At 61.1% G+C, this 12838-nt stretch carries 11 protein-coding genes; 10 read left to right on the top strand and 1 reads right to left on the bottom strand.

Going from position 1 to position 12838, the window contains the following annotated elements; all coding sequences use genetic code 11:
• Position 1 precedes the first annotated feature (1 nt).
• Positions 2–643, bottom strand: coding sequence for a response regulator transcription factor GacA (gene gacA / locus PMA3_RS12420; protein WP_008015884.1), 642 nt, complete (start codon positions 641–643; stop codon positions 2–4).
• 214 nt (positions 644–857) lie between these two features.
• Between gacA and PMA3_RS33415 the strand changes: the two genes are divergently transcribed.
• The 10 genes from PMA3_RS33415 to PMA3_RS12375 all read left to right on the top strand — a co-directional run bounded on the left by PMA3_RS33415 (position 858) and on the right by PMA3_RS12375 (position 12831).
• Positions 858–986 carry a hypothetical protein gene (locus tag PMA3_RS33415; RefSeq protein WP_257784583.1) on the top strand — a complete coding sequence of 43 codons (129 nt, stop codon included), beginning with the start codon at positions 858–860 and terminating at the stop codon, positions 984–986.
• A gap of 337 nt (positions 987–1323) precedes the next feature.
• Positions 1324–2397: a 3-deoxy-7-phosphoheptulonate synthase gene (locus tag PMA3_RS12415; protein ID WP_064677424.1), complete on the top strand. Its 1074-nt coding sequence runs from the start codon at positions 1324–1326 to the stop codon at positions 2395–2397.
• A 227-nt stretch (positions 2398–2624) separates the two neighbouring features.
• Positions 2625–3506: a lipase family alpha/beta hydrolase gene (locus PMA3_RS12410; protein ID WP_064677423.1), complete on the top strand. Its 882-nt coding sequence runs from the start codon at positions 2625–2627 to the stop codon at positions 3504–3506.
• Between the two features lie 106 nt (positions 3507–3612).
• Positions 3613–3894 carry a peptidylprolyl isomerase gene (locus tag PMA3_RS12405; protein WP_007984657.1) on the top strand — a complete coding sequence of 94 codons (282 nt, stop codon included), beginning with the start codon at positions 3613–3615 and terminating at the stop codon, positions 3892–3894.
• Between the two features lie 134 nt (positions 3895–4028).
• Positions 4029–5897, top strand: a complete 1869-nt coding sequence (locus PMA3_RS12400; RefSeq protein WP_064677422.1) for an extracellular solute-binding protein — start codon at positions 4029–4031, stop codon at positions 5895–5897.
• Positions 5897–6961, top strand: a complete 1065-nt coding sequence (locus PMA3_RS12395) for a microcin C ABC transporter permease YejB (protein ID WP_064677421.1) — start codon at positions 5897–5899, stop codon at positions 6959–6961. The genes PMA3_RS12400 and PMA3_RS12395 overlap by 1 nt, the downstream gene beginning before the upstream one ends.
• Entirely contained in the window at positions 6961–7983 is a 1023-nt protein-coding gene (locus PMA3_RS12390; RefSeq protein ID WP_064677420.1) for an ABC transporter permease, read from the top strand. The genes PMA3_RS12395 and PMA3_RS12390 overlap by 1 nt, the downstream gene beginning before the upstream one ends.
• Before the next feature lie 18 nt (positions 7984–8001).
• The gene (locus PMA3_RS12385; RefSeq protein ID WP_064677419.1) at positions 8002–9582 is read left to right on the top strand and encodes an ABC transporter ATP-binding protein; all 1581 of its coding nucleotides are present in this window, start codon (positions 8002–8004) and stop codon (positions 9580–9582) included.
• Positions 9583–9736: 154 nt separating this feature from the next.
• Positions 9737–11152: a sigma-54 interaction domain-containing protein gene (locus PMA3_RS12380; RefSeq protein ID WP_064677418.1), complete on the top strand. Its 1416-nt coding sequence runs from the start codon at positions 9737–9739 to the stop codon at positions 11150–11152.
• Positions 11153–11439: 287 nt separating this feature from the next.
• Positions 11440–12831 carry a GntP family permease gene (locus tag PMA3_RS12375; protein ID WP_064677417.1) on the top strand — a complete coding sequence of 464 codons (1392 nt, stop codon included), beginning with the start codon at positions 11440–11442 and terminating at the stop codon, positions 12829–12831.
• The last annotated feature ends 7 nt before the right edge of the window (positions 12832–12838 follow it).

The raw sequence follows: 12838 nt of genomic DNA, 5'->3' as shown, positions 1-12838 counted from the left end.
TTCAGAGGCTGGCATCGACCATGCCGTGACGAACCGCCAACAGCGTCAACTCGACATCACTGCTGATCGAAAGCTTTTCGAAAATGCGGTAACGGTAGGTGTTCACGGTTTTTGGCGACAGGCATAGCTTGTCGGAAATGATCTGGACTTTCTGGCAGCCGACAATCATCAACGCGATCTGGATTTCCCGCTCCGACAATGCATCGAAGGGCGAATCGTTGGTCGGCTGGAAGGACTTGATCGCCAATTGCTGGGCAATCTGCGGGCTGATGTAGCGTTGCCCGGCAAACACCAGGCGGATCGCCTGGACCATTTCCGGCAACCCGGCGCCCTTGGTCAGGTATCCCGCGGCACCGGCCTGCAGCAGCCGGGTAGGAAACGGATCCTCTTCACACACGGTGACTGCGACAACTTTGATATCCGGATGACTGCGCAATAGTTTACGCGTGGCTTCAAGACCACCGATTCCCGGCATCTTGACGTCCATCAGTACCACATCGGGTTTCAACTCACGCGCCTTGAGCAGGGATTCTTCACCTGATTCAGCCTGGCCGACCACTTGCAGGCCATCGATGTCAGCCAGCATTCGTGTAATGCCTGTACGAACGAGATCATGGTCATCGACTACTAGCACCCTAATCAAGCAGACACCTCGCGACATGGACTTATTGGATTGCCCGACACCTTAGCAAAAAGCGACTGGCAGACCTAGCGGCACGCGCTATATAAACAGTATCAATAGTTCTTCCTTTGACGCACTCGAGCGATAGAGAACATTGTCGGCCACCGATAGCATTTTCTGATTGAATCTGCCTACCGGCCTCTAGTAAGCTCGACGCATTCATTGGAGACAGATCATGCCCGACACCCTCTCACCGCTTCAGATCGCCAGCGCCCTGCGCTCGATCGCGGCTGCCCGGGTGAACGACGTCTGTGCTCCGGTCAACTTTTATTTTGGGTATTGGTTTAGCCACTGGCGCGCCTGATACCCACACGGCGCCCACTTTGAACGGGTCGCCACCAGAGAATTCTCAACCCCCGGCCGGCTTCCCGACCGGGGGTTTTGTTTTTTCAGCGCTGCACATTTTCAGCGATACAGCCGACAACTCGAGGATTACGAACATGAACTACGCCACTTATTACCGTTACGACAGTTTTACCGCCTGGCGATTTAGCAGCCTCCGCTCGGGACAGCCTGCCGCCTCCGATCGGTCACCCACAGGTGGCAAGCACACACACGCAGCCAATCCGGCCAATTGTCGAACACCCCAGTAGGGCCGAGTGCGCGGGACCGAACCCGCCACCTGCCCAGGAAGCCTGAACATGAACTCGTCCGTCTCCGCTCTGCCGCTGTCCACCCTGAGCCCTGCCAATGAAGCGCTGACCCTGCGTCTGCCCAGCTCGTTGCAACTCAAGCAACAATTACCCCTGACCAACACCCTGACCCGGCAAGTCGCTGCCCAGCGCCAGGCAGTTCGCGCGATCCTCAATGGCGAAGACTCCCGCCTGCTGGTCATCGTCGGCCCTTGTTCGATTCACGATCCCCGCTCAGCCCTCGAATACGCCACTCACCTTGCTCGCCTGGCCATTGAAGTCAGCGATGAGATGCTGCTGGTGATGCGCGCCTATGTCGAAAAACCCCGCACCACAGTCGGCTGGAAAGGCCTGGCCTACGATCCGCACCTGGATGGCAGCGACGACATGGCGGGCGGCCTGACCCTGTCTCGCGAGTTGATGCGCGACATGCTTCAGCTGGGCTTGCCGATTGCCACCGAACTGCTGCAACCGATGGCCGCCGGTTACTTCGACGACCTGCTCAGTTGGGTGGCGATCGGCGCCCGCACCACCGAGTCGCAGATCCACCGGGAAATGGCCAGCGGCCTGGGCATGCCGGTCGGTTTCAAGAACGGCACCGATGGCGGTGTGACCGTGGCCAGCGATGCCATGCGCTCGGCGGCCCATCCCCATCGTCACTTCGGCGTCGACAGTCAGGGCCATCCGGCGATCATTCAGACCCCGGGCAATGCGGACACCCACCTGGTGTTGCGCGGCGGGCATGGCGGGCCGAACTACGACCGCCAGAGCGTCGCCCGGGTGCACAGCGATTTGACCAGACTGAAAATTCCGGCGCGAATCATGGTCGACTGCAGCCATGCCAACAGTGGCAAGGATCCGTTGCGCCAGCCGGCGGTGTTCAACGACGTGCTCGAACAGCGCCTGCAAGGTGATCGATCGCTGATCGGCATGATGCTCGAGAGCCATCTGTTCGACGGTTGCCAGGCGTTGAGCCCGTCGCTGCGCTACGGGGTGTCGGTCACCGACGGCTGCCTGGGATGGGACGGGACCGAAGACCTGTTGCGCCAGGCGGCAATCCGGTTGCGGGCTCAACGCGACTGACCGACTCATGACACGCCGGAGGTAGGCCATTGCGCACCTGTGCACTGCCTCCGGCGCAAGTCTGTCCAGACATTGCGACAAAGACCTCATATCCCTTTGAGCATTCGTACTTCCCCTATTCCGTTTTCACCAGGCGCCCGCGGCTTTTTCATACATCGCGCACGCGTTGGAGTGCTTTAGAGTGAGGCGCAGGCACCCCACAATCTCCTGTGAAAAAGGTATGAACAATGCAACGGAATGCAACGACTCTCTACCCGATTCTGCTGGTCCATGGGCTCTTCGGTTTCGATCGAATCGGCCAGTTCGAGCTCTTCCATGACATCAAGCAAGCCCTCAGAAACGCGGGCGCCAGGGTGTTTGTCCCACACCTGTCGGCCGCCCATAGCAACGAAGTCCGCGGTGACCAGCTTCTGGCGCAGATCGAGCGGGTGCTGGAAGGCACCGGTGCGAACAAGGTCAACCTCATCGGTCACAGCCAGGGTGCGCTGGCCGCGCGTTATGCGGCGGCGATTGCACCCGGGGCCGTCGCGTCGGTGACCTCCGTCAGCGGACCGAACCACGGTTCGGAGCTGGCCGACGTCCTGCGCAAGGCCCTGACGCCCGGACGCCTGTCAGAGCAGGTCGCCGAGACCGTCGCCGGCCTGTTCACCGACTTTCTATCCTTGCTCACCGGCAACCGCCAGTTGCCCAAAGACGCCATTGCCGCGCTGAATGCGCTGACCACCGAGGGTGTGGGCGCATTCAATGCCAAATACCCTCAAGGGCTGCCGCACACCTGGGGTGGCAAGGGCCGGGAACTGGTCAACGGAGTTCGCTATTACTCCTGGAGCGGCACGCTGCAAGGGAGCCTGCTCGATCAAGGGCGCAACGCACTGGACCCGCTGCACGGATTTTGCCGGGGTTTCTCCCGTTATTTCACCACCGAAGCCAGGCAGAACGACGGCCTGGTCGGGCGCTACAGCTCTCATCTGGGCACAGTGATCCGCTCCGACTATCCGCTGGATCACTTCGACAGCATCAGTCAGATGGCCGGTCGGGTCCGCACAGGCATCGACCCGGTCGAGCTTTACGTAGAGCATGCCGAACGCTTGAAAAAGGCCGGCCTGTGAGCATTGCCGCCCGCCCGGCGCCCCACGAAGGGAACTTTGGGAAGAAAAAGGCTACTGAATCCGGTAGGCTCACCACTTTTATGAATATTGAAAGGAGTATTTTCCCATGGCTAAAGCCACTGCCCGCCACATCCTGGTTGCCAGCGAAGCCAAGTGCAACGAGCTCAAGGCCCAAATCGAGGCTGGCGCCGATTTCGCCGAAGTCGCCAAAGCCAACTCCACGTGCCCGTCCAGCCGTCAGGGCGGCGACCTGGGCTCGTTCGGTCCGGGCCAGATGGTCAAGGAATTCGACACCGTGGTCTTCAGCGCACCGATCAACGTGGTGCAAGGCCCGGTAAAGACCCAATTCGGTTACCACTTGCTGGAAGTGACCAGTCGTCAGGACTGATCGATCCGCAGTTTGCAACATAACGGCCCGCCATTTGGTGGGCCGTTATGTTTCGGTTACGTGATACGGCTGGCGAGGGACGCGCCGCTAGCGTACAAATTGCGGTTATCGACCACCCGGCTCAAAGGCTGACAATGCGATTGGCTTTCCCTACTTTGTTGTTCACTGCCGTGACCCTGCTAACGGGTGCTGCCGAGGTGAATGCAACGCCGCAACATGCGCTGACCGTGTATGGCGAACCGGCGAAGTATCCCGCCGACTTCAGTCATTTTGCCTACACCAACCTGCAAGCCCCCAAGGGCGGCGCCATGCGTCGTTCGGCGGTTGAAATCGGCCATTTCGACCATATCCTGCCGTACATCGACAAGGGCATCGGCGTGACGCAGGTCGACGGCTTGATCTATTCGCCCCTCGCCCAGCGCTCGCTGGACGAGCCTTACACCGTCTACGGCCTGGTGGCGCAGACGATGGAGCGCGCCGATGACGGCCTGTCCCTGCGTTTCAACCTCAACCCCAAGGCCCGGTTTGCCGATGGCCAGCCGATCACCGCCGAAGACGTGCGCTACACCTTCGACCTGCTGATGACCCAGGGCAGCCTGCGTTATCGCACGCAATTCGCCGACGTCAAGGGCGTCGAAGTGGAGTCGCCACGCACCGTGCGTTTCGACTTCAAGAACAACCAGAACCGTACCCTGCCCCTGGACATTGCGACCTTGCCGGTATTTCCCGAGCACTGGTGGAAGACCCGCGACTTCGCCGGTGGCGGCGGTTACGAGCCGCCGCTGGGCAGCGGCCCGTACAAGGTCGCCAAGGTCGACTCCGGGCGCAGCATCACCTTCAAGCGCAACCCCGACTGGTGGGGCAAGGACCTGCCGGTCAGCCGCGGCCTGTATAATTTCGACCATTTCAGCATCGAGTACTTTGGCGACACCGACGTGGCGCGCCAGGTGCTGCGCGGCGGTGCCTACGACTACAACCGTGAATTTTCCGCCACCGCCTATTCGATCGGCTACGACAGCCCGGCGCTGAGTGACGGACGCCTGCAAAAGGCCCACCTGGCTCAAAACGCCCCGCAAACGGCGCAAGGCTTCGTATTCAATCTGCAAAATCCGCTGTTCCAGGACCGGCGCGTCCGCCAGGCCCTGGCCATGCTCTGGGATTTCGAGTGGAGCAACCGGCAGATGATGCGCGACCTCTATATCCGTCAGCAGAGCTTCTTCTCCAACACCGACCTCGCCGCGCGCAACCTGCCCGATGCCGCCGAGCTGGCGATTCTCGAGCCCCTGCGCGGGCAGATCCCGGACGAGGTGTTCACTAAAGTCTTCGAAGCGCCGAAAACCGACGGCAGCGGCGTGATTCGCGACAAACAGTTGCAGGCCCTGGCGCTGCTGGAAGCGTCAGGCTGGAAGCCGGATGGCGATCAACTGGTGAACGCCGAAGGCAAGGCGCTGAGCTTTACCTTCCTGGTCAGCCAGAACGGCATGGACCGCTTGCTCCTGCCCTACAAGCGCACGCTGAAACAGATCGGCATCGATTTGAACATCCGCCGCATCGACTCGTCGCAGTACGTCAATCGCCTGATGTCCCGGGACTACGACATGATAGTGACCGGCTACCCGGTCACCACCTCGCCGGGCAATGAGCTATACAACTACTTCGGCTCGGTGGCGGCCAACGATCCGGGTTCCAACAATTACATGGTATTGAAGAACCCGGCGGTCGATACGCTGCTCAACGGTCTGGTTCGCGCCAACACCCAGGCCGACATGTTGCGCCATGCCCATGCCCTGGACCGGGTATTGCAATGGAATTATTACTGGATTCCCAACTATTACCCGCCAGGCAGTTCGACCGTGTGGTGGAACCGCTTCGGCATTCCCAGTGTGCAGGCCAGCAATGACGAAGCCATCGAGAGTTGGTGGGAGGTGAGCTCCATACCCCTGACCAACCAGCAGATGACTGCCGAACTCATCAAGCGCGGCGCACCCGGAGGGCCGCACTGATGTGGGCTTACATCCTGCGGCGCCTGCTGCTGATCATTCCGACGCTGGTGATCATCCTGCTGGTCAACTTCGTCATCGTCCAGGCGGCGCCGGGCGGTCCGGTGGAACAGGCGATCGCGAACCTGCAAGGCATCGGCGGCGCCAGTGTCGGCGGTGGCGCAAGCGACGCCATCAGTCATGGCGGTTCCCGGGCCAGCCGCGGCCTCGACCCGCAGCTGATCAAGGAGATCGAAAAACAGTACGGCTTCGACAAGCCGGCCCCTGAACGCCTGTGGCTGATGCTCAAGAGCTATGCGCAACTGGACTTCGGCAAGAGTTTCTTCCGCGGCGCCACGGTCACCGACCTGATCCTGGAAAAAATGCCGGTGACCATTTCCCTCGGGCTCTGGGCCACGCTGATCACCTACCTGGTGTCGATTCCCCTGGGCATCCGCAAGGCCGTGCATCACGGCAGCCATTTCGATGTCTGGAGCAGTACCGCGATCGTCATCGGCTACGCCATGCCGGCGTTCCTGTTCGCCATGTTCCTGATCGTGGTGTTCGCCGGGGGCACTTCGTTGAACTGGTTTCCGGTGCGAGGCCTGGTCTCGGACGACTTCGAGTCGCTGTCGACCCTGGGCAAGATCGCCGATTACTTCTGGCACCTGGTGTTGCCGGTCACCTCGCTGGTGATCGGCGGCTTCGCCACCCTGACCATCCTGACCAAGAACTCCTTCCTCAATGAAATCACCCGCCAATACGTGGTCACCGCCCGCGCCAAGGGCATGAGCGAACGCCGGGTGCTGTACGGCCATGTGTTTCGCAACGCCATGTTGCTGGTGGTGTCGGGGATACCCCAGGCCTTTATCAGCGTATTTTTTGCAGGCTCCCTGCTGATCGAAGTGATTTTCTCCCTCGATGGCCTGGGCCGCATGAGTTACGAAGCCGCGGTGTCGCGGGACTATCCGGTGGTGTTCGGCTCGCTGTTCATCTTTACCCTGTTCGGGCTGCTGATAAAACTGGTAGGCGACCTGTGCTACACCTTGGTCGACCCGCGTATCGACTTCGCCGCGAGGAACGCCTGATGTTCAAGCTCTCGCCGCTGGGCCGTCGCCGTTTCGAACGGTTTAAGAAAAACCGCCGTGGCTGGTGGTCGCTGTGGCTGTTTATCGGCCTGTTCCTGCTGACCCTCGGCGGCGAACTGATCGCCAACGACAAACCGCTGGTGGTCGGCTACCAGGGTTCGTTGTACTTCCCTGCCTTCAAACGCTACACCGAGCAAGAGTTCGGCGGACAGCTGCCGTTCCAGGCGGATTACCGCAGCGACTATGTGCAGAACCTGATCAAGAAGGACGGCGGCTGGCTGCTGTTTCCGCCGATCCCGTTCAGTGACGATACGCCCAACTATGATCTGGCCAAACCGGCACCGAGCCCGCCGTCGAAGGTCAACTGGCTGGGCACCGACGACCAGGCCCGGGACGTGATGGCCCGGGTGATTTTCGGTGCCCGGGTGTCGATCCTGTTCGCCTTGATGCTGACCCTGGTCAGCGCGTTGATCGGTATCGCGGCCGGCGCACTGCAAGGCTATTACGGCGGCTGGGTCGACCTTTTGGGCCAGCGGCTGCTGGAGGTCTGGTCCGGTTTGCCGGTGTTGTACCTGCTGATCATTCTCTCGGGGTTCGTCGAGCCGAATTTCTGGTGGCTGCTGGGGATCATGGCGCTGTTTTCCTGGCTGGCCCTGGTCGACGTGGTGCGCGCCGAGTTCCTGCGCGGGCGTAACCTGGAATACGTCAAGGCGGCCCGAGCCCTGGGCCTGAGCGACCGCAAGGTCATCGTGCGGCACATCCTGCCGAACGCGATGAATGCGACCCTCAGTTATCTGCCCTTCATTTTGACCGGGGCGATCTCGACCCTCACGGCCCTGGATTTCCTCGGTTTCGGCATGCCGGCGGGCAGTGCGTCCCTGGGCGAGTTGATCGGTCAGGGCAAACAGAACCTGCAAGCGCCGTGGCTGGGACTGACTGCATTCTTCACCCTGGCGTTGATTCTTTCTTTACTGGTGTTTATCGGTGAGGCGTTGCGTGACGCCTTTGATCCACGATCTTGATCCACGGCGGAAGTTGATATGAGTGGCAACCTGATCGAAATCCGTGACCTCTGTGTGGCCTTCAGCGGCCAGACCGTAGTCCGTAACCTGTGCCTGGACATCCGCCCCGGCGAGTGCCTGGCCCTGGTGGGCGAGTCGGGCTCCGGCAAGTCGGTGACCGCGCACTCGATCCTGCAACTGCTCCCCGAGACCGGCACCGACACCCGCGGCAGCATTCGCTATCGCGGCAAGGAACTGCTCGGCGCGTCCTCCACTGCATTGCGCGAGTTGCGCGGCAACCGGATCGCGATGATCTTCCAGGAGCCGATGTCGTCCCTCAACCCGCTGCACAGCGTCGAAAAACAGATCGGTGAAACCCTGCTGCTGCACAAGGGCCTGACCGGCAAGGCGGCGCAGGCGCGGACTCTCGAGTTGCTGCACCTGGTGGGCATCCAGAAACCCCAGGAGCGGCTCAAGGCTTATCCCCATCAATTGTCCGGCGGCCAGCGACAACGGGTGATGATCGCCATGGCCCTGGCCTGCGAGCCGGAACTGCTGATCGCCGACGAACCTACCACCGCGCTGGATGTGACCGTACAGCGCAAGATTCTGCTGCTGCTCAAATCCTTGCAGAAGCGGCTCGGCATGTCGCTGCTGTTGATCAGTCACGACCTGAATCTGGTGCGCAGCATCGCCCAGCGCGTGTGCGTGATGAAGGCCGGGGAAATCGTCGAGCAAGCGCCCTGCGAGACGCTGTTCACCGAGCCGAAACATCCCTACAGCTGCGTGCTGCTCAACGCTGAACCCGAAGGTGAAGCCCTGCCCCGGGACGAGCGCGAGAATGTGCTGGAAGTGGCCAACCTGTCCGTGCGGTTTGCCCTCGGCGGCGGACTGTTCCAACGCAAGACGTATTTGCACGCGGTGGACGGCATCAGCCTGAATGTCCAGCGCGGCAAGACCCTGGGCATCGTCGGTGAATCCGGTTCCGGCAAATCGACCCTGGGCCAGGCGATCCTGCGCCTGCTCGATTCCGACGGCAGCATTCGCTTCCAGGGTGAGCCGCTGGATGGCTTGTCGCAAAAGCAGCTGCGGCCTTGGCGCAAGAAAATGCAGGTGGTGTTCCAGGACCCTTTCGGCAGCCTCAGTCCGCGGATGTCGGTGGCGCAGATCATCAGTGAAGGCCTGGAAGTGCATAGCCGCTTGACCGCGGACGAATGCAATGCCGAGGTGATTCGGGCGCTGGAAGAAGTCGGCCTCGACCCGCAAAGCCGCGATCGTTACCCTCACGAGTTCTCCGGCGGCCAACGCCAGCGCATCGCCATCGCCCGGGCGCTGGTGCTGAAACCGGCGCTGATCCTGCTGGACGAACCGACCTCGGCGCTGGACCGCACCGTGCAAAAACAAGTGGTCGCCCTGCTCCGCCAGCTTCAGGAAAAGCACGGGCTGACCTACCTGTTCATCAGTCACGACCTGGCAGTCGTGCGCGCACTGGCCCACGACATGATCGTGATCAAGGACGGCAAAGTGGTGGAAAGCGGTGCCAGCCACGAGGTATTCGAGTCGCCACAGCATGCCTATACCAAAGAGCTGTTGGCGGCGGCGCAGTTGGGGTGGGCATAATTCGGTGCTTGGCACAGGACCGCGTCGCGGCCTTCGCGGGCAAGCCTCGCTCCTACAGGTTATCGGTGTTTTTATGATCGATGCATGACCTGTAGGAGCGAGGCTTGCCCGCGAAGAGGCCGGCACAGGCGATAAATTATCAGGATCAGCACCCATGAACACCACCGAAAGCCTCAAGGACTACCAGCAGGTCCGCCTGCTGGCGATCCGTTCATTGTTCGAAATCATCGAGCAGTCGAGTGAAGGCACGGTGATCGTCGATCGCGACGCCAATATCGTCTGGATGAACGAACGCTACGCCAAGCGTTTTGGCCTGGAGTCGGCGCAAGTCGCCATCGGCAAAGCCTGCGAAAGTGTGATCCCCGGCAGCCTGCTGCGTGAAGTGGTACGCAGCGGCCGGCCGATTTTGCTCGACATGCAGGACACCCCCAAGGAACCGCTGGTGGTGATGCGCCTGCCGATTCACGACGATGCGGGCGTGGTGATCGGCGCCATCGGCTTTGCCCTGTTCGACGAATTACGCAGCCTGTCGCCGATGCTCAAGCGCTACATGAGCATGCAGGAAGAGCTTGCTTCCACGCGTTCACTGTTGCGGGCGCGGCAGACCAAATACAACTTCGCCCACTTCATCGGCACCAGCGCCGCCAGCCTGGAAGTCAAGCGTCGTGCCCGGCGCAGCGCCAGCACCGACTCGCCGGTGCTGCTGCTTGGCGAAACCGGGACCGGCAAGGAATTGCTGGCCCAGGCAATCCACGGTGCGTCGCCCCGCGCGCACAAAGCCTTCGTCAGCATCAACAGCGCGGCGATTCCCGAGTCGCTGCTGGAGGCCGAATTCTTCGGCACCGCCCCCGGCGCGTTTACCGGCGCCGAGCGCAAGGGCCGCGCCGGCAAATTGCAGATCGCCCAGGGCGGCACGCTGTTCCTCGATGAAATCGGCGACATGCCGCTACCCCTGCAAAGCAAGCTGCTGCGGGTGTTGCAGGAAAAGGAATTCGAACCGGTGGGCTCCAACGAAGTGATCCAGAGCGATGTGCGGGTGATCGCCGCCACGTCGACGGATCTGGAAGCGGCGATCCGACGCGGCGAGTTCCGGGCCGATTTGTATTATCGCCTCAATGTGCTGCCGATTCAGGTCCCGCCCTTGCGCGATCGCCTTGACGATCTACCGGCGCTCAGCGAAGCGATCCTGGAAGAACTGCGCAGCCAGCATGAACTGAACCGCGAGGCGCTTGAATTATTGGCGCAACACGCCTGGCCGGGGAACATCCGTGAATTGCGCAATGTGCTGGAGCGGGCGGCCTTGCTCAGTGATGACTTGATGCTCAATGCCACGGATATCCGCGCGGCGATCGGTACGTTCGTGCCGGTGGAACGGGTGGCGCCGTTGAATCCCGAGGTGGTTGCCCAGGAGACCTTTAGCGCGGCTCGGCAGCGGTTTGACCGGCAGTTGATTGAATCGGCCCTGGCGCAGTGCGGAGGGAAAGTGATTGAAGCGGCGGCGCGGCTTGGGCTGGGGCGATCGACGCTGTACAAGAAGATGGTGGCTTTGGGGATTGCAGAGTCTTCATAATGAGACACAAATCTCCATTTATAGACAGAACTTCGCGAGCAAGCTCGCTCCCACATTTGACCGCATTCTTGCGGGTAATTCGGTCAACCTGTGGGAGCGAGCTTGCTCGCGATGAGGCCGGCATTACCGACATAAGTCTCTAACTAGAGACACCTAACTGAAACTCAACTCAAACACTCTACATATATCCTTATATTTCAATAGCTTGCGTGTCTGGCACGAAACTCGCTATAGCCCTCTCCCACAACAGATCCACCTAAAAAAAATAACAATCCAGGAGACACACCATGAGTGTGATCATTGCCTTGGCAGCCCTCGCGCTGCTGATGCTCGCGGCCTACCGTGGCTACAGCGTTATCCTCTTTGCCCCGATTGCCGCCCTCGGCGCCGTTCTGCTCACCGACCCTTCCGCCGTCGCCCCTGCCTTCACCGGGGTATTCATGGAAAAAATGGTCGGCTTCATCAAACTGTACTTCCCGGTGTTCCTGCTTGGCGCGGTGTTCGGCAAGCTGATCGAGCTGTCGGGCTTCTCGCGTTCCATCGTAGCGGCGGCCATTCGTCTGCTTGGCACTCGCCAGGCGATGCTGGTGATCGTGCTGGTCTGCGCGTTGCTCACCTACGGTGGCGTATCGCTGTTTGTGGTGGTGTTTGCGGTCTATCCGTTTGCGGCCGAGATGTTCCGCCAGAGCAATATCCCCAAGCGCCTGATCCCGGCGACCATTGCCCTCGGCGCGTTCTCGTTCACCATGGACGCCCTGCCCGGCACCCCGCAGATCCAGAACATCATCCCCAGCACCTTCTTCAACACCACCGCCTGGGCCGCGCCCTGGCTGGGCCTGATCGGCTCGATCTTCGTGGTCTGCGCCGGCATGCTGTTCCTGCAGCGCCAGCGCAACAAGGCCCAAGTGGCCGGTGAAGGCTATGGCACCGAACTGCGCAACGAGCCGGAAACCGCTGCCGATATCAAGCTGCCCAATCCGTGGATCGCGCTGTCGCCATTGCTGGCCGTCGGCATCATGAACCTGTTGTTTACCCAGTGGATTCCGCAGTGGTACGGCAAGACCCACAGCCTCGCGCTGCCGGGCATGGCCGCACCGGTGACCACCGAAATCGCCAAGCTCACGGCGATCTGGGCGGTCCAGGCCGCCTTGCTGGTCGGTATCATCATGGTGTTGGTGTTCGGCTTCCAGGCGATTCGCGGCAAGTTGGCCGAAGGCAGTCGCAGTGCGGTCGGCGGTTCGTTGCTGGCGGCGATGAACACCGCATCGGAGTACGGCTTCGGGGCGGTGATCGCTTCCTTGCCGGGCTTCCTGGTACTGGCCGACTGGCTCAAGAGCATTCCCAACCCGCTGGTCAATGAAGCGATCACCGTGACCCTGCTGGCGGGCATCACCGGTTCGGCCTCGGGCGGCATGAGCATTGCCCTGGCGGCCATGGCCAATGACTTCATCGCGGCGGCCCATGCGGCCGACATTCCCCTGGAAGTGCTGCACCGGGTGGCTGCGATGGCCAGCGGCGGCATGGACACCCTGCCGCACAACGGCGCGGTGATTACCTTGCTGGCCGTCACCGGCCTGACCCACCGCGAAGCTTACAAAGACATTTTCTGTATTACGCTGATCAAGACCCTGGCGGTCTTCGTAGTGATCGGTACTTTCTACGCCACTGGCATTGTGTGAGGTATTC

This window comes from Pseudomonas silesiensis, assembly GCF_001661075.1.
Lineage (GTDB): Bacteria > Pseudomonadota > Gammaproteobacteria > Pseudomonadales > Pseudomonadaceae > Aquipseudomonas > Aquipseudomonas silesiensis.
The sequence above is the reverse complement of the archived record's forward strand: the minus strand, read 5'-3'. Positions and strand labels throughout refer to the sequence as shown.

Excerpts from the sequence above, each read along its gene's own strand:
- PMA3_RS12375 (WP_064677417.1), top strand. The coding sequence starts at position 11,440 with ATGAGTGTGATCATTGCCTTGGCAGCCCTCGCGCTGCTGATGCTCGCG.
- PMA3_RS12385 (WP_064677419.1), top strand. The coding sequence starts at position 8,002 with ATGAGTGGCAACCTGATCGAAATCCGTGACCTCTGTGTGGCCTTCAGC.
- PMA3_RS12405 (WP_007984657.1), top strand. The coding sequence starts at position 3,613 with ATGGCTAAAGCCACTGCCCGCCACATCCTGGTTGCCAGCGAAGCCAAG.
- PMA3_RS12400 (WP_064677422.1), top strand. The coding sequence starts at position 4,029 with ATGCGATTGGCTTTCCCTACTTTGTTGTTCACTGCCGTGACCCTGCTA.
- PMA3_RS33415 (WP_257784583.1), top strand. The coding sequence starts at position 858 with ATGCCCGACACCCTCTCACCGCTTCAGATCGCCAGCGCCCTGCGCTCG.
- PMA3_RS12390 (WP_064677420.1), top strand. The coding sequence starts at position 6,961 with ATGTTCAAGCTCTCGCCGCTGGGCCGTCGCCGTTTCGAACGGTTTAAG.
- PMA3_RS12415 (WP_064677424.1), top strand. The coding sequence starts at position 1,324 with ATGAACTCGTCCGTCTCCGCTCTGCCGCTGTCCACCCTGAGCCCTGCC.
- PMA3_RS12410 (WP_064677423.1), top strand. The coding sequence starts at position 2,625 with ATGCAACGGAATGCAACGACTCTCTACCCGATTCTGCTGGTCCATGGG.
- PMA3_RS12380 (WP_064677418.1), top strand. The coding sequence starts at position 9,737 with ATGAACACCACCGAAAGCCTCAAGGACTACCAGCAGGTCCGCCTGCTG.
- PMA3_RS12395 (WP_064677421.1), top strand. The coding sequence starts at position 5,897 with ATGTGGGCTTACATCCTGCGGCGCCTGCTGCTGATCATTCCGACGCTG.